This is a genomic window from Methanomicrobium antiquum (assembly GCF_029633915.1).
GTDB lineage: Archaea > Halobacteriota > Methanomicrobia > Methanomicrobiales > Methanomicrobiaceae > Methanomicrobium > Methanomicrobium antiquum.
Window position 1 is genome coordinate 1570990 of sequence record NZ_CP091092.1, and the last position, 20668, is coordinate 1591657.

The following is a 20668-nucleotide window of genomic DNA, read 5'->3' on the forward strand; positions in this document are numbered from 1 at the left end:
TTAAATCATTCTTGAAATTATATTTCGTGTAACAGATTCATGTAAATTACAAAGTAGCTTTTTATGTAGCAGACAAATATTATAATCAATGGAAGCGGCCCTTGTTTTATTGTCAGCCATTTTTTTTATCGGGTTTTTAATTGTTCCCGGAAAATTAAGAAAATACCTTGCAATATCCGGATGGTTTTTTATTGTACTGGCGCTGATTCTTGATATTCCACACTACATATTCGAAGAAAATAACTTTATGTACCCTGTTTTAGGAATACTGGGAATCCCGTTTTTATATGTCACAATACCGGGACTTTTAGAAGAGAACAAATATGTTTTGTCATTAAGCCGCGGCGCGGCAATTGCATTTTTGATATATTTCCCGTTTGCCTATATCCCGATGGCAGGTGATTTTTTAATAGCCGCTGTTACACAGCAGGTTTACGCTATAGGAACACTCCTAAATCTTCCTTTCAACCAGATTGCATGGAACATGCTTGAACATAACGGATTTCGCGTTGAAATAATCCTTGCATGCACCGGCATTCAAAGCATTGCAATAATGCTTGGAATTGCATATGCACTCCCAATAACAGTAAAACAAAGAATAATATCGTTTATTCTGGTTGTGCCGGTAATTTACTTTTTGAATCTCCTGAGAAACGTATTTGTTGTTGCGGCATACACAGGCCAGTGGTTTCAGTATTTGCCTGAGATTGCATCAAACGGAGAATATGGATACGAGAGTTTCTTTTGGGCACACAATGTTCTGGCAGAGCTTGGAGCACTGGTATTTTTAATTATCCTTGCACTGTGTCTTTTTAAAGTAATTCCCCAGCTAGGAGATTTCGCAGACGGATTAATAAAATTGTATATAGAAAAGCTCAGAGGTGTATATAAAGATAAATAATCCTCTGAAGCGCTGATAGATTTGTGCAGACTGCAATTATTACAACCGCCGGTGCAATAAGGCCGAAAAGTCCTCCTGCAACCAAAAACAAAATTGTTTCAGGCCTCCCAAAAAACCCGACTCTTTCTAAGGGATCGTCAATTTTGCCATCTTCTCTTTTCTCAAAACCGACCTCCGCATATGTAACAGGTTTTATGAAAGTATTCATAAGAGAGCCAATAATTGCAAGAGCTACGATTGCAAAATCAATAATATAACTGTTTACTCCGTTTATTGCGACATAAGGACTTATTATTGCAACACCTGAAAGTCCGATTCCCAAAATTACAAGGCTGTCAACATACTTATCAACTATCCAGTCAAAAACTGCACCAAATTTGCTTTCATTCCCGGTTTTTCTTGCAACAGTCCCGTCAACAAGGTCCAAAACCGCAGAAATTAAAAGAAATATTGCCCCTATAAAAAAATTCTCTCTGAAGAAGAAATAAGCTGTTATTAGCCCTGCTATAAGAGACAATACCGAGATCATATTTGGTGTGAATCTCAATTTTATGAATATATCTGCAACAGGCTCTAAACATCCGATAAATTTTGGTCTAAGTGCAGTAATATTCATACCATTATAATTGGAATCACTCAGATATAGGTTTCACTAAATGAATTCCTTTATTTTTATAGGGCTAACTTCTTAAATTATACAGGACAATTAACCATTAAGAAAGATAATCATGGCACAAGATATTAAAAAACCCCATGTTATGATAATGTCAGAGATTACCGTAGACGGCAAACTGACATTAAAAAAAGGAGCTTCCAGCAAAATCCTTATGAAATACATGAGCCACGAAACTGACATACTCCTTCATAAAACAAGGGCAGAATATGATGCAATAATGGTAGGCTCAAATACAATAAAAATTGACAATTCTTTTCTTACTGTCAGATATGTAGAAGGAGAAAACCCTATACGTGTTATTCCAAACAGCAGCGCAGACATTCCGCTTAACTCAAATGTTCTTGGAAAAGATGCAAAGACAATAATTGCCGTAGGAAAGGCGGCACCTGCAGAAAAAATTGAAGCTTTAGAAGAAAAAGGTGCGGATGTAATAATCAGTGGTGAGGAAAGAGTTGATTTTACATATCTTATGAATATCCTTGCGCGTGAATATGGTGTGAAAAAACTGATGGTTGAGGGCGGGCCAACTCTTAACTACTATATGCTTCAAGACCGTCTTGTTGACGAAGTCAGACTTATTCATCTGCCTTTCATCGTTGGCGGGGCTGACACCCCCTCACTTGTCGGCGGCATGCACATAGATTCAGAAGATGAAATGTTTCGTCTCAATCTCAAGAGTCATTATATGTGCGGGACAAACCTTGTCACCGAGTACGATGTTTTGTACGGTGAATAGGCATGTCATGGCTTGAAAAAGAGATTGAAAAAACAAAAAAGGCAAAGCTTCGCAAAAATGGAATTAAATGGTTTATTTTTGGTGTTTTTGCAGCGATAGCTTTGATTGCAGTATTTTCGCTTATTCCCTATTCCCAGGATGCAGGTGTCAAGGTAATCCGCATTGAAGGAACACTCACTACCGGAAATATTTACAGCGGCGGATATGCAGGAAGTGACTATATCGGCGCACAAATAAGAGCCGCGGCAGATGATCCCTTGACTGAGGGAATTGTCCTTCGTATAAACAGCCCGGGGGGTTCTCCATCCTCATCACAGGAGATAATTCGTGATATTGATTATGCAAAAGAAAAAAAGCCGGTTGTTGTCTCAATGGGAGACATGGCAACTTCTGCGGCATATCACATAAGTTCTCATAGTGACTGGATATTTGCAAACCCTGATACAATGACAGGGAGTGTCGGGACAATCTGGACTTTTTATGACACCAGCGAGTCACTTGATCGTGAGGGAGTTGAAGTCTCAGTTGTTAAATCCGGCGATCTGAAAGATTTGGGAGCATCTTTTCGCGGCTTAAGTGATGATGAGCTTTCATATGTTCAGAAGATGGTTGATGACAGTTTTGAGCTTTTTATAACCGATGTTCTGACTCAGAGAAATATCAACCGTTCTGATATAGAAGAAGCACAGCTCATACGGGGAGAGGATGCATTAAAGCTTGGACTTGTTGATGAGATGGGAAACCTCTTTGATGCAATTGAATACGTAAAAAAGCGTAAATATAACCTGAATCTAATTCCGGCCACATCTGATTCAGAAAAGGAAGATGAAGATGAAGATGAAAATAAAGACAGCCTGTAATAAACAGCTGATAAATCATCCGAAAACTCCTCTTTTGGAACTCCTCTTCTGATTTAGACTAAGAAGAATCAGATATGCAAAATTGAAAATTTAAAAGAAAAAATTGGTTAAGATTTCAAAATCAATCCAATTCTATAATTAAATCATATTTTCAAATCATATTTTCAAATCTTATTTTCAAATCTTATTTTCAAATCTTATATTTAATCCTGTTTTCAAATCCCCCGATTAAATCCACTTATTGAAGATCTATTTTTAATCATGCCATATTTTTGGGATCAGCTTTCATTATTTCCCTACATACTGTTGTTGCATAATGACCAGGCGGAAGTGTAAACTTAAGAGCCATACTTTTTTCTGAAATAATTCCTGATATCTCTGTTTGTAATCCTGCAGGTCGCACTGCACCGGTAAATCTTGCTCCTACAAGCTCTGAAATATTTGCATATCCTTCTGCAGTTATTCCAAGTTCATTCATTATATCAGAGGCATATTCATCCATGTATCCATAGCGGGTGAAATTCTCTGATCCCGGCATAAAAATTCCAACCGAGCATTTTCCGCGCCTTGTATGAATTTTTGCTGTTGCAATGTTTCTTTCATCAACAACCTCTTCTCTCCCATCCAAAAACACAAGTCTGTCGCCAATTTCCGGTTTCAAAATATCTCCTGCTCTGTTTTCAATCCTAAGACTTAAAACACGGTTAAAAAGATATGACTGAAAAGCGCTTACAAACATTGAGAGAAGCTTTGGAGGAATAACTGCAAGTGCACCTTTGTAATCATTTGGTTTTTCCACGAGGTGATGAAGAATCGAACGTTCATAATGCATCTGTTCAGGCATCAGAGAAAGTGCCTCTTTTGGATCTTCATTTTTATCAAATGCTTCTCTTGCCGCTTTAGTCATTTCATTTTCATCTTCGCAGGGATACCCGGCATATTTCATCACAGCGTCTTTGTAGTCGCCCTTAAGCATTGCAATTCCTACAAGGTGTGACACAGGTCTTTGCGTTCCAAATCTCTGTATTCCATAATAGTTTGGAAGACCTTCAGATGCTTTTGTCTTCAATTCATCAAGGGCTTTTTGAAGCTGAGATTCAGATGATTCCTGACAGTCGCTGATTTTTATTTCAAACTCATTTCCCTTAAGATCGCCAAGAGACATCTGCATTCTTGCAAAACCAAGGGGTTTTAATTCAATATCTTTTAGGTGAACTTTTTCGATATCCTCGGGTTTTACACCATATACAGAAATTAACTGAGTTGAAACAGCACGTTTGTCCTTTGTTCCACCCCAGGAAATCCTTTTGTAGCTGATGCCAAGCCTTTTTGAAATCTCCTTTGCCGCACGCTGAAGCTCCCAGTTTGTCTTTTTAAGCTCGCATATCAGATGGGGGCCTCCTGTTAACTTAATGTCTGCAAAAATTTCGTTTACAATAAAATCAGAAGGCTCTTTTCTAAGAATCCCACCGACACCTGAAGAATCGGTTAAATAATACTCCATTCCAAGGATTTGTTCTGTTTTATAGGGACTTTTCATCATAATAATGCAAGAGAGCCTGTTATTTTGTCAAGTTCTTCAGATTTTGCAGGACCAAGACCCAGTGCAGTAATTGTTCCCGGCTCAATTTCTGTCATTCCGGCATCGGTAATAAGGGCGGTTGATATTCCTGCCATGTCAGCCATTGTCTTTAATTCATAAATCTGCTTTAAAGAATCTGCTTTTAAGGCTACTTTCTTCATGCCCTCCTCATACCATCTTTTCTTTGTAATTTTATCAGCATGATCGTAAGCTATCACTGCCGCATGTGCAAGCTGTGCGCACTTCTTTCCACATGACATTTTTATGTCATTTCGGATGATTAAGCACTGCTTGAATTTGAAATCAGGCTCTTCTCTCATAATAATTGCTCAATATATATGTTCTAAAGGCAAAAAAGTGCTCTGACAGTTACAGGTTTTATATCGCCACTGACAAAACATTAAATGAGATGTATGACGTCATTGTTGCAGGCGGCGGTCCGACAGGAAGCTCAGCGGCACGGTTTTGTGCTGAAAGAGGACTTAACACACTCCTAATTGAAGAGCATTCAGAATTTGGCCGCCCTGTTCAGTGTGCCGGGCTTTTAAGCAATAATGCCTTTTCAGAGTGCAGAGTGTCTGATAAAAGTGTTCTAAACGAAGTCTCAGGTGCAAAAATTATATCAGGACTTGGTTCAGAGCTTTTTTTTGATGCTGAAAAAACAATGGCATATGTTGTTGACAGAAGTGCGCTCGATCTGGAAATGGCAAAAAATGCCGCTGATTCCGGTTGCGATATCCGCCTGAAGACTTCTGTTATCGGATATAAAAATTCAGAAGTTATTGTATCAGGAATAAATGGAAAAGAATCAATTCCATGCAGGATGGTTATTGCCGCAGACGGACCCCGCTGTGTTTTTACAAGGTTTCTTGAAATGGAGCGTGCACCTGTATACCTTTCCGGCATTCAGGCAGAGATTCCCCTGGATACTCAAAAAAATATAGTTGAGCTTCATCCTTATGCATCACCTGAATTTTTCGGATGGGTAATCCCTTCAGGAAACAAAAGGGCAAGGGTCGGTCTTTGCGGCGAGAAGAACGTATATCAAAACTTTATGAAATTTTTAAGCAGGTTTGACAGTTCATGCATAAACCTGGTTTCCGGCACAATACCTCTGGGAATTCTTCCAAAAACTTATGGAGGCCGCGTTTTATTCTGCGGAGATGCCGGAGGTTTTGCAAAGCCGACATCCGGGGGAGGTGTTTATACTGGAATTAAAACAGCACTTCATGCATCCGATATTGCATTAAAATGCTGTGAATCAAATGATTTTTCGGACTCTTCACTAAAAGAGTATGAGAAAAAGTGGAAAAGCGACATAGGCCGTGAGTTGTCAATTGGAATGGCGCTTTACAAAATGAGGCAGAACATATCTGATGAGCGTATAGAAAAACTCTGCAGGTGTATGAATTCTCCTGAAATCCGCGAAGATATCATAAAATATGGTGATATGGACCGTCCGCAGAAAATTATTAAAAAAATGCTTCTAAAACCATGTGTCGCAAAATCTCTTGGTGGAATGATGGGTGCAGAGATAAGGTGGCTTCTTTTAAGATCGACAGGGTTAAAATAGAAAAATGTGTTAAAAAATAATATGAGCAGTCAGTTTGGAAGAGGTTTCATAACAAATATTATGCTTATATCAAAGCATGCAGGTCTTCCCCCACAAAGAGCATGGATAGGTCTTGCAGATCATCTGAATGAGGCAGTTTTACCCCCGTCGTTTAAGGGAACAGAGATCGAAGAGTTATTCTCACTACTCCGTCAGAAGATTATGTGGCACCAAAACGGCCTCATGGATGAGGAGGACCTGGAAGGCGTCAGAAAGACTCTTCGCAGGCTTGTTGTTGCAATCGATAAAGAACTTGGAATAGAAAATGCAGATGCCGGAAAGTATGACTAAACATAAAATATAAATTGCAAAATAAAACCAAAACTTATGGTTTAAATTTTTTATTTCTTCACCATCAAAAAAGGTGTCATTTTCAACCCTGAATCAACCCTGGAATTTACAAAAAATCTTTGTGTATTTTTTCTAAATTCAGAATATGTAAGGAATCGGGATTGATTTAAGTGTTATTACACCCAATAATATATGTGTATTTTAGCCTTGAATATGTACTGATTTTTAAAGAACAAAATGTTCTGAATTTTGAGTCTGTTTTTGCAGATATTCAGAATACGGGTTGTTAATCCGGGGGATATATAAATTGTCAGATAATAATTACGATGCATCACATATTACAATTCTGGAAGGTCTTGAACCGGTAAGAGAAAGACCTGCGATGTATATTGGAAGCACTGATACAAGAGGTCTTCACCACCTCGTATATGAAGTTGTTGACAACGCTGTTGATGAAGCCCTTGGAGGCTTTTGCGACCATATTAAAATCACAATCAACAATGATGGTTCATGTACTGTTGCAGACAACGGACGAGGTATTCCTGTAGATACTATGGAGGATCAGGGCGGTAAAAGTGCTTTGGAAATTGTCCTTACTGTTCTTCACGCAGGAGGTAAATTTGACAAGAATACCTATCAGGTTTCAGGTGGTCTTCATGGTGTTGGTGTCTCTGTTGTAAACGCACTCTCCGAATACTTAATAGCAGAAGTTCACAGGGATGGAACAATCTATGAAATGTCTTTTGCCAGGGGAGGAGTGGCACAGCCTCTGACATCCAGAAAAAATGCAGGAAGTGACAGCGAGTCCAACGGAACAATAATCACCTTCAAACCTGACACTCGCATATTTGAGACTGTAAATTTTGATTATGATGTTTTAAGCCACAGAATGCGCGAACTTGCATTTTTAAACAAAGGCTTAAAGATTGAAATCTCAGATGAGAGAACCGGCTTTTCTGATTTATTCTTCTATGAAGGAGGAATATCTGAATTTGTCAGATATTTAATTGCAGGAAAAGAAACAGTTCATCCTGATGTTATCAACTTAGACACAAAGGATGAAGAAAATAAGGTTGAAGCTGATGTTGCACTTCAATATTCGCTCTCCTATTCAGAGAATGTAATGACGTTTGTAAACAGCGTCAATACAAGAGAGGGCGGAACACATCTTGAAGGATTCAGAAGTGCTCTGACCCGCACAATAAACAAGGTTGCAAAAGAGAAAAATCTTCTAAAAGGAATAGACTCTCAGCTCAAAGGTGAGGATGTACGAGAGGGGTTAAATGCGGTTATCAGCATTAAAATTGCTGAACCTCAGTTTGAAGGCCAGACCAAGATGAGGCTTGGAAACAGCAATGTAAAGGGCATTGTTGACTCTTTAGTATATCAGTCTCTTTCAGAATACTTCGAGGAAAATCCAAAAGTAATTCAGGCAATTGTTGAAAAAGCCCTTTCAGCCGCAAGAGCAAGAGAAGCGGCAAGAAAAGCACGTGAACTTGCAAGAAGGAAGAGCACTCTTGAAGGAAGTGGTCTTCCGGGAAAACTTGCAGACTGTTCTGAGCGTGATCCGGCAAAAAGCGAAGTATACATAGTAGAAGGAGATTCTGCAGGCGGTTCGGCAAAGCAGGGACGTTCACGTCTGACCCAGGCAATTTTGCCGCTCAAAGGTAAAATTCTTAACGTAGAGAAGGCATCTCCGCATAAAATTTTGAAAAATGCCGAAATTCAGACTCTTATTTCAGCTATTGGATGTGGAATAGGTGAGAATTTCGACATTACAAAGGCACGGTACCATCACATCATTATGATGACTGATGCTGATGTTGACGGAGCACACATATGCACACTTCTTCTGACATTCTTCTACAGATATATGCCTCAGCTAATTGAAAGCGGTTATATCTATATTGCTCAGCCACCTCTTTACAGGATATCAAGAGGCAAAAAGGAAGTTTACGCCTTTAAGGAAGAGGAGATGAGAAAAATTGTTGAGGAGTTTGGTGAAAAGGGAACATCAATCCAAAGATACAAAGGTCTTGGTGAGATGAACGCAGAACAGCTGTGGAATACAACCATGAACCCACAAACCCGTGTACTAAAACAGGTTGACATAATGGATGCAAGTTATGCGGATGAGATCTTCTCCAAACTCATGGGGGACAATGTTGATGCACGCCGTGAATTTATCTACCGCCACGGAAAGGAGGTGACAAACCTTGACATCTGAGCAGTTCAAATTTGGAGAAAAAAGAATTATTTCAGTCAATATCGAAGAAGAGATGAAAACTTCCTATATTGACTATGCGATGTCGGTTATTATCGGGCGTGCCCTTCCTGACGTCAGAGACGGGTTAAAGCCGGTTCACAGACGCACTCTCTATGCAATGGGCGAGATGGGAAACACTCATGACAAACCATTTAAGAAATGTGCAAGGATTGTTGGAGAAGTAATGGGTAAGTATCACCCTCATGGTGATTCATCCATTTACGATACTCTTGTCAAGATGGCACAGCCTTTCTCATACCGGCACATGCTTGTCGAAGGTCAGGGAAACTTTGGATCTATTGACGGCGATTCTGCAGCGGCGATGCGTTATACCGAAGCAAGGCTGGATCCGGTTTCTGAAGAGATGCTGGCAGATATTGACAAAAACACTGTAGATTTTGGCCCTAATTTTGACGAGTCATTAAAAGAGCCTCTAGTACTCCCGTCAAAAATTCCAAATCTTTTGGTAAACGGATCTGAGGGTATAGCAGTTGGTATGGCAACCAAAATGCCGCCACATAACTTAGGAGAAGTCTGTACCGCAATTTGTGCAACGATTGACAATCCTGAAATATCCCTTTCTGAATTGATGCAATATATACCGGGCCCTGATTTCCCGACAGGCGGCATAATTCTTGGCAGAAGTGGCATTTCAAGTGCCTTTAGTGAGGGAAGAGGAAGAATCCGTGTCCGCGGGGTTGCTGAAATTGAGGATGACGGGAAAAAGGACAGAATTATCATAACCGAAATTCCCTATCAGGTAAACAAGGCAAGGCTGATAGAACAAATTGCAGATCTTGTAAAAGACAAAAAAATTGATGGTATTTCTGATCTTCGTGATGAGTCTAACAAGGATGGAATCAGGGTTGTAATCGAGCTCAAAAAAGGAATTGTGCCTCTCGTTGTTTTAAACCAGCTTTACAAACACACTCCTCTTGAAACAACATATGGTGTAATCAATCTGGCAATTGTTGACAAACAGCCAAAAGTTTTAGGTCTTAAAAGCCTGATTGCGGAATTCTTAAAGCATAGAAAGGATGTTATTGTCAAAAGAACGAACTTTGATTTAAAAAAGGCCGAAGACAGAATCCATATCTTAAAAGGGCTTTTATTAGCACTTGACAACATTGACGAAGTTATCGCAACAATAAGAGGTTCATCAACAACAGAAGAAGCAGCTTTAAAGCTGACTGAAAACTTTGGACTTGACGAGATTCAGGCAGACGCAATATTAAAGATGCAGCTTAGAAGACTTGCGGCACTTGAGCATCAGAAGATTGTTGATGAAAAAGACGGCATCCTAAAAGAGATTGAGAGATTAAAACTTATTATTTCTGATGATGAGCACATCTTTGCAGAGATTAAAAGAGAAACTCTTGAGATAAGCGAAAAATATGCCAATGAGAGAAGAACAAAAATCTCCCAGGATGCCAGCGACTTTGAAAAAGAGGATTTAATCGAGAACAAGCAGGTTTTAGTCTCACTTACATCTGACAATTACATAAAATCAATGCCTCTTGACACCTACAAGGGCCAGCACCGCGGAGGTCGTGGCATTATTGGAATGGCAACCAAAGAGGAGGACTTTGTCAAGAACATCTTTGTTGCTTCAACCCATGATTATCTGCTTTGCTTTACATGCTCAGGCCGTGTTTACTGGTTAAAAGTGTACGACATTCCAGAAGCAACAAGACAGTCCAAAGGAAAGGCAATTGTAAATCTTTTAAACCTCAATAATGAGAAAGTAACAGCCGTTATTCCGGTTTCAGAGTTTGAGAGTGAAAAATACTTCCTCTTTGCAACAAGGCACGGCATGATTGTCAAGATCCCACAGAACGAGTTTTCAAGACCACGTCAGACCGGACTTAATGCAATAACTCTTCGTGATGATGATGAACTAGTTGACGTCAAAAAGGTTGAAGAGACAGGCGAACTTGTAATTACAACAAGATTCGGTCAGAGTTTAAGATTCAATTTATCGACTGTTCCATTAAGGCACAGAAATGCGCTTGGTGTCAAGGGAATCAAACTCAGGTTTGAGGATGTTTTACAGGACGTGACTGTTGTTGAAAAGGATCATCTCTTTACTCTTACAGAGAAAGGCTATGGCAAGAGAACAGAGTTTGATGAATTCAGAGGACACGGCCGTGCAACAATGGGTGTAAAAAACATCCAGGTGGATGTCTCAGGAGGAGTTGTTTCATCAAAAGCTGTAAACGACAATGATGAAGTCATTTTAATGAGCAGATCAGGAATTGTTATGAGAACAAAAGTTTCAGAAATTTCCATTCAGAAACGTGGCACACGCGGTGTGAGGATTATGAAACTTGATTCCGGGGATTATGTGGTGGGCTTTGCAATCCTTGAAGCAGAAGATTTAGAGGATTCTGTTGAAACATTACCAGAAGACGACAAATCACCTCAGGTCTCACTTTTTGATAAGGAATAATCTCTATTATTTTTTTAATTCTCACTTTTAAAAAAATCATGAAATTAATTTTTCATGAACCATTATTTTGAAATTTCACTTTTTTTATGCAAAAGTTCATGAAATCATATTCCACGCAACTTTTCATGTAAAAGCACCATGATGAGCTTTTTTCATCATGCAAAAATCCTGATAAGTTTATCAGGAATCTTAACTTTTATAGCAACGCACATGAAGCTTTTTTCATCACACAAAAACTGATGAAAGTCTATCAGGATTTTAGACTATCATAACAAATATTATTGAATTTTATTTTATAGTCCATTAATTTTTTAAATATTCCAATTAATTGATTAAAAATCCATCAAATCCATAAATTAGCATCATTACAAACGCTTTTTGTATGATTCAAGTTTTTTAAGTGCATCAATTCCGGAATTAACAGATTTCATAAGACATAAACAGTCTCTTGGTTCTTTTTCTGTTTCAATGCGCCTGCAAAGAGCTGATATGGCATCACTTATTTCATTGTAAAGAATCTCGTCAAATACATATCTCTGATGTGGTGCTGACCCTGATTTTTCTTTAGATACGGATTTTAGTTCCTGAGAAGATATGTCTTCAGCGTCTTTTGGCTCTTTTTTATAAGTAACATTTTCTGTTTTTTTAGTTTCTTCTGTTTCTACTACAGATTTCAAAGCCTGATTTTTATTTGGCGCCGGCGCGGAAGTGTTTTTATTTTCATAATCCCTGCATACAACACAATATGTTTCACCTTTTACGTTAAACAGGGGCAGACCACATTCCGGGCAGGATTTATCCAGCATTTTTGCGCCCTTTAGCAAATAATCAGCCATTATATCTTCAGGATTTTTCATAATATGTACACCATTTCTCGTTCATCTTATATATGCCGGAGCATAAATTAATAATAGAATGGTGATGTTAAATGGCAGACCCTCAAAGTACAATAAATTACTGCATTCAGATGCTTACAGCAATCATGGATGACTCAACAATACCCCGCAATATCAGACGGGTGGCAGATGAGACAAAAAAGGTTCTTATGGACAACTCACAGGGACTTGGTCTTCGTGCCGCAACAGCACTCTCTTTAATTGACGAAGTTTCAAACGATCCAAATATGCCTGTTCATGCAAGAACACGTATCTGGGAACTTGTATCACAGCTTGAGACCCTGCCTCTTGACTGAAAACAAAAAAAACTTTCATGAAATTTTTCATTTCATACTTTTTTTATTTTTTTTCCTGCACAAATAATCACGTAAAAACGTCCATGAATGTATATTTCATGCACCGGTTTCATGTGAGTTACGAAGTAACTTTCATGTAAAACGCACATGATGAGCTTTTTTCATCACACAAAAAGTGATGAAAGTTTATCAGGAATTTTTGACTTTCATAGCAAACGCACATGGTGAGCTTTTTCCATCACACAAAAAAGTGATGAAAAGTCTATCAGGGATTTTTGACTTTCATTGCAAATCATAAAAATAATTTTGATTTACATGAACGTTTAAGATAAAATCTCTCAAAAAAGAATTTTTAATTTTGATTAAGTTTTGATTTCAGTTTCTTTTTTAATTCCGGTCACAGTGCAATGTATCCGTCGGTTTCTTTTCTCTTTCACGTCAAGTTCGACCAGAACAGGCTGTTGCCACACACCAAGAGCAGGTTTTGAGCTTCTGATGGGAATTTCAAGTGAAGGCCCGATTATTGCTGCTTTTACATGGGAACGGCCGTTTCCATCACCCCATGCCATATCATGTGAATATGCGATATTTTCAGGTGCAATTTTAGACAGCGCCTCTTTAAAATCCATAAGAACTCCCGATTCATATTCAATTGTTGTAACAGCGGCAGTAGATCCTTCAACAAAAAGATTCAAAACTCCTGTTTTTATCTCGCTTTTATCAATTACTTCCATTATAAAAGGTGTGAGATTGATAATATCTCCCTCTCCCGAAGTTGTCAGCTGAATTGTATCCTCAAAGACAGAAAACATGGGTTAAGTATTCTCCTTTTTAAATCTCTCTGTAATCTCTTACTTCCGTGTGTAAATATAAGTCTCTTCAGCTTCAACCGTTCCGCCGCTTGGAAGCGATGCTGTTATTTTTATCTGCCCGATTCCTCTGTCATACTCACCTAAGCTTAAATCACTATATGCGATTCTAATCCCGGCAAGAGGGCCGCCTTCACCCTGATCAGAATTTGTTATTGTCGCATATCCTTTATAGAGGACTTTACGTGGATTTACACTTCGCATCAGCCGGTCAGTCGTTGGTGTATAGACGTTTACAACACAGTCTATTGAGCTTCCCGAAAAGATTACTTTTCTGCCCTGTTCATCATAAAAATTAAAATGGATTACAATACCATCATTTCCAACAACAGAATCCCAGTCAACAGGTTCAACATAAAGATCCATTTCTTTTATAGCAGACGGGGTTGCGTAGACCTCTCCTGCATGGACATATGAAATCTGTGAGGGGTAATTTATATTATCTGTACCTGCACTCTGCTGTTGTGAGGCCTGAGGAGAGGTCTGGTATGTGACATATGTATTTCCGGACGTCTCTTTTGCATTACTACCAGAAATGTTTAAAAGATTTGGATAATTCTTGTAAACAATGTATCCACCCGCTACAATCAGAGCGATTACAAGAATTATTATCGCTAATTTTCCTTTATCCATAGTCTTCATTTGGGGCAGTAAAATATAATAATACTCTCATTGCTAAGACGCATTTTAGCAAATAGAGCATCAGGCAATTTTTTAATGAACATTCCTAAAAATGTGTATTTAAAAAGTGATTATTTATTTAAAAATTCTGATAAACATGCCTTGATGTTTCATATATCTTCTTTGCAGTTTTTTCACCAATTCCGTCTACTGCCATTAACTCTTCTTCAGAAGCCTTTATTATATTTTCAATTGTTCCAAAATTTTCAAGAAGAATTCTTGCACTTTTAAGACCTGTTTTTGGAAAAGATGAGATTATGTATTCAAGTTCTTCACGCATACTCTTGTAGGATTTATGGTAATGGGGTGATTTTAAACCGCCTTCTTTTCCCTCTTCTCTGTTTGCGATAACAAAGAGCATCTCTGCGGTCTCTTCAGGTGTTTTTGTATAAAATATGCTTGTTCCAAGGTTCAGCGCAATAGCAGTCAACGCACCTCTGACAGCGTTAGGATTGATGTTTCTCTGCGAATACAAATCCTCACCTTCGATTATCAAAACGGGCTTTAAAACCGCATCTGACATCCTCTTGATCTGACCTAAAAGATCGCGTTCAACCAAAGTGTCCATGAAATCACGGCTTGTCTTTCTCTCAACAATTATCCTGTCGCCAATTGCATAATCGCCGTATTCAAGACGCTGGAGTGATATAAGAGCGCCAGATTTATGCAGACATTCAACAACCTTTGATGAACTTTCCCTGTCATCCGCGATTATCAGGGGACCGCTTTGTTCAAAGGCTGTGATGTTTGCCTGAACTTCCCCGGGAATAGTTGTCCTGCCTGAAAATTCTCTTCCGGAAAAACTGCCTGCAGTTGTGCCGGGAGGTATTTCTTCTTTGCCGGCAGTCTGTAAAAGAGAAGGTTGTATCACTTTTTGTGCCTCATTTTGTTCCTTTGCAGTCTTTGACAGAAGTGATATGCCTTTTTTCATTGATTTTTCACGAACACGGCTTACGTGTGTAAAGGTCTCATCAGACGTTCCTTTTGTTACAAGTACAATGATGCTTCCTGTGCCATGTCTTCCCGTACGTCCTTTTCTCTGAATGCTTCTTATCTCGGATGGAACAGACTCATAAAATATCACAAGATCTGTTGAAGGAACATCAAGACCCTCCTCTCCGACTGATGTTGCTACGAGAACTTTGAATTCACCTTCCCTGAAATTTGCAAGTGTTTCTATCTGTTTTTTCTGGGAAAGTCCTTTCGAGGAGTCCTTTGATGCCTGCCCAATGAATTTTCGTGCGTCAATTCCTGATTTTACCATATAATCGCACAGGAGACTTACAGTATCACGAAAATTTGCAAAAATTATCACCCTGCTATCAGGAAATTCTTCAAGCTGAGTGCTTACAATTTTTCTTGCAGTCTCAAATTTGGGAAGGAGCTCTTCTTCCCATTTATCAGACTCGTTAATGAGGCTTACAAAAAGGGGATCACGTACCAGGCGGCGGCTTGCCTTTGTTCCGGAAGGAGCTGTACCTTCGGCGGCCAGCTTGTTTAAGTACAGCTTTAAGATGTCGCTTCCCTGTGATTCTGCAAGGGCAATAGCATGGCGGATTTTCATTATTTCTGCATGTATTGACGCCGCCATATATGCATCGGTGTTTTTGTTCAGGATATTTCTCTGAATTTGGCCATTAATCCCATTTAAAGCCGCCATTGTTAGTTTTTCAGGATGCGGAACAATATATCCGGCCGATGATAAAAGAGACAGCCTGTCTTCAAGAAGTCTTTTTAGTGTAATTACTGCAAATTCAAGTTCAGGGGGAAGTTCGATATTTACATATTTTATATCCCTTTCATGGATATAGGGTCTGACATCAGTATCTGTTTCAGTCCGGGTCTCTACAATTTTAACATATAAATTCTGGCAGACTTCCATTAACTTTTCTTCTTTACTTCCAGGAGATGCAGTCATACCAAGAATCAGGGGATTTTTTGCAGTTTTCTGATATTCCTCAGTGATGAAGACGTATGCATAGTTTCCTACTGCCCTGTGGCATTCATCAACTATTAAAAGAGATACATCCTTCAAATTATATCTTCCTGCAATAATATCGTTTTTTATCACCTGTGGTGTCGCAAGAATAACTGTTGCAGAATTCCACATCATAAGGCGTTTTTTAGCATCTGTCTCGCCTGTAAACATTGCAAAACCAGAAAAGATTCCATCATCAGGCTTTTTTGAACCGGATTTTTCAGAATCTTCTTTATCGAAAGATTCAGATTCAGATTCAGATTCAGAATTATTCAGTTCATATGCATCTTCCTGAATTTTTCCGGAATCAGAATGTGGAAGAATCAGTTTATCCATGAAAAGTTTTTTGTGCTGGTCTACAAGCGGTTTTGTTGGCGCAAGCACAAGTACCTTGCCGCCGCATTTTTTTAGCCTCATTGCAGAAGAGAGAAGTGCAACTGCAGTCTTCCCAAGACCTGTAGGCAGAACAACTAATGTATTGTCTTCTGCCGCATGAAGTGCTATTGAAAGCTGATATTCTCTATCCTCAAGGCTTTGAGGTTTTATCAGCGGATGGCTAATGTATTTCATATTTTGTGATGTTCATCTTTTGTAATTTTGATGTTTTTAATGAGTATTAAAAAATAAGGCCTTAGAGCCTTTAATGACTCTCATCAAAAGAACTCTTCTTTTAAATCCTTATTGTAAATTTTCAAATGTTTTTCTGCCGCGTATTAAATCTCTTAAAATTTCAGGGACTTCTTTTATACTACACCTAATCTGGTTCATTGAGTCACGGTCACGAAGAGTCACTGTATTGTCCTCTTTTGTGTCATAGTCAATTGTAACGGCAAAAGGTGTTCCAATCTCATCCTGTCTCCTATAACGTCTCCCAATAGCACCTGAATCATCGTACTGGGCAATTAGTCCTTCCTCCTGTATTTTATCCATCAGTTCAAGCGCAATTGTATCCAGACCATCACGTGACATAAGCGGAAGGACTGCAACCTGTACTGGTGCAATGCGGGGCTTCATATGAAGAATCTTTCTTATTTCCCCTTCTACTTCTTCTTCCTCATATGTGTGCTCAAGAATGGTATACAAAATTCTGTCAATACCATATGATGGTTCAATCACATGCGGCCTTACATCTTCCCCGCGTATCTGTGTCTCCTGCTCACGGATTTCATAAAGATCAGGAGTGATCAGAATTTTTTCACCATCGAGGATAATTTCAGCCCCTTTGTCTGTCGGTTCCGAGTCTGAAAGAGCGTCTGCAACAGCCTTTGCTTTCCCTCTGAATCTTGGCCCGAGTGCACCCATATCAGGGACAATCTTCTTCTCAAAACCGATCTTTGGCTCATCATATGGAATAAATACTGTAAATGAATCCCCGCTTTCACCGGCATGAGCCTTTAAGTCATAGTCAGTCCTGTCTGCAATTCCAACTGTCTCTACCCAGCCGAATCTCTCAGAGAGAATTTCAGCATCCCAACAGTCGGTTGCGTAGTGTGCACGCTCGTCAGGGAGATGCTGTCTGAATCTTATCTTTTCTGGATCAGCACCGCATGTGACTAAGAAGTCATGCGTTAATGCGACATAATATGCTACATACTCATTTGCAACAATTCCGGATGTGACAGCATCTTTCATTGTGATTTCGATTGGGTTGCTGTCAGTCTGTTGCTGTTTTATACCCCAGAGCGGAACTACCCTTTGTGCATAACGGGTGAAATTCGGATGATCCTTCTTCTCAGGGTGAACAAAAATTTCAGCTTCTGCCTGTGTAAATTCACGAAGACGAATCATTCCCTGCCTTGGTGAAATTTCATTCCTGTATGATTTTCCTATTTGAACAGCACCGAATGGAAGTTTATCCCTGTAAAATCGAAGAAGCCTTGAAAAATCCGTGAAAATTCCCTGTGCAGTCTCAGGTCTTAGGTATCCGACCCTCTGACTTCCGGGACCGATTGTCGTGTTAAACATCAAATTGAAATAATAAACTTCTGAACCTTCAAAACTCTCTCCACAGACAGGGCAGGGAAGTGTTTTTAGAATTTCAGTTAATTCCACGAGTGATTTGGTCTCGGCGTATTCAATATCATGTGCGGCACAGACATGGTCAGCTCTGTGGTACTCTTTGCAGTGAGGACACTGAATCATCTTGTCTGCAAAGCCTTTCACATGACCTGATGCAAGATATATTGACTCAATGCCAACAGTCGGACATTCAATTTCAAAATATCCTTCACGGGCAACATAAAAGTCACGCCAGACATTCTCAATTTTTCTTTTCATCATCGCGCCCAAAGGTCCATAATCGATAAACCCGGCAACTGATCCATAGCACTCAGAAGAAGGCCATACAAAGCCGCGTCTTCTGGCAAGTTCTATTACTTTATCATAAATATCAGCCATTTTTATATCACTTACAAATCTTTAAATTCTTCATTGATTAGATATGAATATCAAAATTTGATTGATAACATATGTTTGATTTCAGGCATCAAACTTGCTTATCTGTTTTCAACAGAGATAGTCCTGATTAATTGCTTAGAAGCATTCACGAATTAAATATTTCTTGTAAAAACGTCCATGAAATTATATTTCATGCACGGTTTCATGTAAGTTACGAAATAACTTTCATGTAAAACCAAAACCTTAACAAAAAATTTGGCCTGTGGAAATTCTATCTTTATAATTCGACCGTAGATTATAAAAGATATAATCACACATTATAACTCTGTAATCGCAGGCCAGTTTAAAAACAATTATATATTAATGAGAACACTATAAAGGGAAATCTGGATTGATCAGCATGGCTGCAGTAAGAAAGAAAAAGAAATTAAACACTTCGGATCGTAAAAAAGAGCTTTTAAGCTTATTTAGCAATATTTCCGGAAAAACAGAGATTGTCGAGCCGATGAAAAAAATTCATGGCACTTTGCGCGACAAGGATGCAATAGAGCGCGAAGTAGCTTTGATTATGCGTGAAATCCTTGATCAGGGCCATTTCAAGACCAAATTAAAACCTCGTGATCTTGCATGTCTTGTATGCGGCTACTATGAAGGCAGAAATGATACCGAGATCGCACGCGAACTCGGTGATGAGAAGCTTTCAAAAACAGTTGCAAGGGCACGTGTGAGACTTAAGCTGTTTAGGGATCTTGATTTTAAGATGCCGTTTGAGCGAGCCTCAATGGAAAAATTGCTTGAATCCGGCAAAACAATGAAAGAAGTCAGTGAAGAACTTGGAATAAGTCCTTCTACCCTTCGCGAGTACAGGCACGTCATCGAACAGGAACAGGACATCACACTCGATCCATTCCTTGAACGCATAAAAGATGTTATGGAAGACCGCGATTTAACTGAATCCATGACAGGAACACTTGCAAACGATGGATTATCTGAAGCTATTGACGCAACAGAAGCAGAACTGGCTGATATTACCTGATACACTGATTAAATAAATATTTTATATTAAATATTTTTAGATCTCCTGGATTTTAGAAAATAATTCAGATTTCAGTTATAATCAAATAAATAATTACTCAACCAAAAAACAATGAAATCAATTTTATTTTTTTAGGTTATTAGATGAAATGGTGTATAAATCAAAATTTCATAGGCTTTTTATTGATTAGATTATTTTTTGACTAATTTTTTGGATTTTTACCTTAGATATTAAGAGCTTAAAAAATAATAATCAGGCATTGACAGGATAGACTGGCAGATTACGATTCTACTGATATTGCACAAAAAAACAGGGCTTAAAGGATAGCTGTTTCGTTATGAAAAAGGGTGGCAGGTATTACTGGCAGTATAGCAGATATTAGTATAACAAATTTTATTAGTTTTCTACTCTGATTAAAGTCACAATGATAATTAAGTGGCTTGGCCATTCCTGTTTTTTTCTGGAGGGCTCAAAGAAAATTTTGATTGATCCTTTCATGCCGTATGGAGACTTTAACTGCGTTTCTGATATTGTTGCACTGACTCATGCGCACGATGATCATCTTGGAGATACTATTTCTCTTAAAAAAACAACAGTCTGTCCAAATGAACTTGCAAAATTACTGCGTGAAAAAGGTCTTAAAACTGAACCTATGAACATTGGCGGTTCAATAGAAATTGACTCTGTCAAATTCACAATGGTTTATGCCTCTCACTCCTCAGAATTTTCTGACGGGGATAAAAAACTCTATGGAGGCCCTGCATCAGGCTTCATAATAAATATGGATGATGTATGCGTGTATCATGCAGGTGATACAGGCCTGTTTTCAGATATGAGGCTTATTCATGATATGTATCATCCCGATGTTGCAATGCTCCCAATAGGAAGCAGATACACAATGGGACCGTCTGAGGCAATGATGGCGGCGGAGTTTGTTGGTGCTCCTTTAGTTATTCCAATGCACTACAATACTTTTCCTGCAATTGAACAGAACGGAGAAGCTTTTGGATCTGCTATTGAGAAAGTAACAGATATGAAAGTTGCTGTATTAAAGCCTGGAGACAGTTTAAATACTGATGATTACCTGAAATAAATTATTTAAAATGAAAATGATGTTCTTAATTTTACAAAATATGATATGA

The 20668-nt window shown here is 38.7% G+C and carries 18 protein-coding genes; 10 read left to right on the forward strand and 8 right to left on the reverse strand.

Annotated features, from left to right (window positions below; all coding sequences use genetic code 11):
- The first annotated feature begins 88 nt into the window (after nucleotides 1–88).
- Complete coding sequence (artA, locus tag L1994_RS07830; protein ID WP_278098891.1) at nucleotides 89–901, forward strand: archaeosortase A; 813 nt, start codon at nucleotides 89–91, stop codon at nucleotides 899–901.
- Here the strand turns inward: artA and L1994_RS07835 are convergent.
- Complete coding sequence (locus tag L1994_RS07835) at nucleotides 876–1517, reverse strand: CDP-alcohol phosphatidyltransferase family protein (RefSeq protein ID WP_278098892.1); 642 nt, start codon at nucleotides 1515–1517, stop codon at nucleotides 876–878. The genes artA and L1994_RS07835 overlap by 26 nt on opposite strands.
- Nucleotides 1518–1629: 112 nt before the next feature.
- Between L1994_RS07835 and L1994_RS07840 the strand changes: the two genes are divergently transcribed.
- Both L1994_RS07840 and sppA read left to right on the forward strand, forming a co-directional pair.
- Nucleotides 1630–2313 (forward strand): dihydrofolate reductase family protein, encoded by a 684-nt coding sequence (locus L1994_RS07840; protein ID WP_278098893.1) that lies wholly within the window; start codon nucleotides 1630–1632, stop codon nucleotides 2311–2313.
- 2 nt (nucleotides 2314–2315) lie between these two features.
- On the forward strand, nucleotides 2316–3173 hold the full coding sequence (gene sppA, locus L1994_RS07845) for a signal peptide peptidase SppA (RefSeq protein WP_278098894.1): 858 nt from the start codon (nucleotides 2316–2318) through the stop codon (nucleotides 3171–3173).
- A 259-nt stretch (nucleotides 3174–3432) separates the two neighbouring features.
- Here the strand turns inward: sppA and truD are convergent, their stop codons facing one another.
- Entirely contained in the window at nucleotides 3433–4716 is a 1284-nt protein-coding gene (gene truD / locus L1994_RS07850) for a tRNA pseudouridine(13) synthase TruD (RefSeq protein ID WP_278098895.1), read from the reverse strand.
- Nucleotides 4713–5075, reverse strand: coding sequence for a peptidyl-tRNA hydrolase Pth2 (gene pth2 / locus L1994_RS07855; protein ID WP_278098896.1), 363 nt, complete (start codon nucleotides 5073–5075; stop codon nucleotides 4713–4715). The genes truD and pth2 overlap by 4 nt, the downstream gene beginning before the upstream one ends.
- Nucleotides 5076–5164: 89 nt before the next feature.
- Between pth2 and L1994_RS07860 the strand changes: the two genes are divergently transcribed.
- The 4 genes from L1994_RS07860 (at nucleotide 5165) to gyrA (ending at nucleotide 11373) form a co-directional block, all read left to right on the forward strand.
- Nucleotides 5165–6328: a geranylgeranyl reductase family protein gene (locus tag L1994_RS07860; protein ID WP_278098897.1), complete on the forward strand. Its 1164-nt coding sequence runs from the start codon at nucleotides 5165–5167 to the stop codon at nucleotides 6326–6328.
- A 21-nt stretch (nucleotides 6329–6349) separates the two neighbouring features.
- Nucleotides 6350–6658, forward strand: a complete 309-nt coding sequence (locus tag L1994_RS07865) for a hypothetical protein (RefSeq protein WP_278098898.1) — start codon at nucleotides 6350–6352, stop codon at nucleotides 6656–6658.
- A gap of 307 nt (nucleotides 6659–6965) precedes the next feature.
- Entirely contained in the window at nucleotides 6966–8885 is a 1920-nt protein-coding gene (gene gyrB / locus L1994_RS07870) for a DNA topoisomerase (ATP-hydrolyzing) subunit B (protein WP_278098899.1), read from the forward strand.
- Complete coding sequence (gyrA, locus tag L1994_RS07875) at nucleotides 8875–11373, forward strand: DNA gyrase subunit A (RefSeq protein WP_278098900.1); 2499 nt, start codon at nucleotides 8875–8877, stop codon at nucleotides 11371–11373. The genes gyrB and gyrA overlap by 11 nt, the downstream gene beginning before the upstream one ends.
- 365 nt (nucleotides 11374–11738) lie before the next feature.
- Here the strand turns inward: gyrA and L1994_RS07880 are convergent, their stop codons facing one another.
- Nucleotides 11739–12230, reverse strand: coding sequence for an Sjogren's syndrome/scleroderma autoantigen 1 family protein (locus L1994_RS07880; RefSeq protein ID WP_278098901.1), 492 nt, complete (start codon nucleotides 12228–12230; stop codon nucleotides 11739–11741).
- A gap of 71 nt (nucleotides 12231–12301) precedes the next feature.
- Between L1994_RS07880 and L1994_RS07885 the strand changes: the two genes are divergently transcribed.
- Nucleotides 12302–12565, forward strand: coding sequence for a stationary phase-response protein (locus tag L1994_RS07885; RefSeq protein ID WP_278098902.1), 264 nt, complete (start codon nucleotides 12302–12304; stop codon nucleotides 12563–12565).
- A gap of 362 nt (nucleotides 12566–12927) precedes the next feature.
- Here L1994_RS07885 and L1994_RS07890 read toward each other — a convergent pair whose 3' ends face one another.
- The 4 genes from L1994_RS07890 to glyS form a co-directional block, all read right to left on the reverse strand.
- Nucleotides 12928–13377 (reverse strand): secondary thiamine-phosphate synthase enzyme YjbQ, encoded by a 450-nt coding sequence (locus L1994_RS07890; RefSeq protein WP_278098903.1) that lies wholly within the window; start codon nucleotides 13375–13377, stop codon nucleotides 12928–12930.
- 39 nt (nucleotides 13378–13416) lie between these two features.
- Nucleotides 13417–14067: a hypothetical protein gene (locus L1994_RS07895; protein WP_278098904.1), complete on the reverse strand. Its 651-nt coding sequence runs from the start codon at nucleotides 14065–14067 to the stop codon at nucleotides 13417–13419.
- A 127-nt stretch (nucleotides 14068–14194) separates the two neighbouring features.
- Nucleotides 14195–16663 carry a DEAD/DEAH box helicase gene (locus L1994_RS07900; protein ID WP_278098905.1) on the reverse strand — a complete coding sequence of 823 codons (2469 nt, stop codon included), beginning with the start codon at nucleotides 16661–16663 and terminating at the stop codon, nucleotides 14195–14197.
- Between the two features lie 108 nt (nucleotides 16664–16771).
- On the reverse strand, nucleotides 16772–18490 hold the full coding sequence (glyS, locus tag L1994_RS07905; protein WP_278098906.1) for a glycine--tRNA ligase: 1719 nt from the start codon (nucleotides 18488–18490) through the stop codon (nucleotides 16772–16774).
- Nucleotides 18491–18890: 400 nt separating this feature from the next.
- Between glyS and L1994_RS07910 the strand changes: the two genes are divergently transcribed.
- Entirely contained in the window at nucleotides 18891–19526 is a 636-nt protein-coding gene (locus L1994_RS07910) for a helix-turn-helix domain-containing protein (protein WP_278098907.1), read from the forward strand.
- Between the two features lie 424 nt (nucleotides 19527–19950).
- A complete protein-coding gene (locus L1994_RS07915) occupies nucleotides 19951–20619 on the forward strand; it encodes a metal-dependent hydrolase (RefSeq protein ID WP_278098908.1) in 669 nt (222 codons plus the stop codon).
- Nucleotides 20620–20668: the final 49 nt, after the last annotated feature.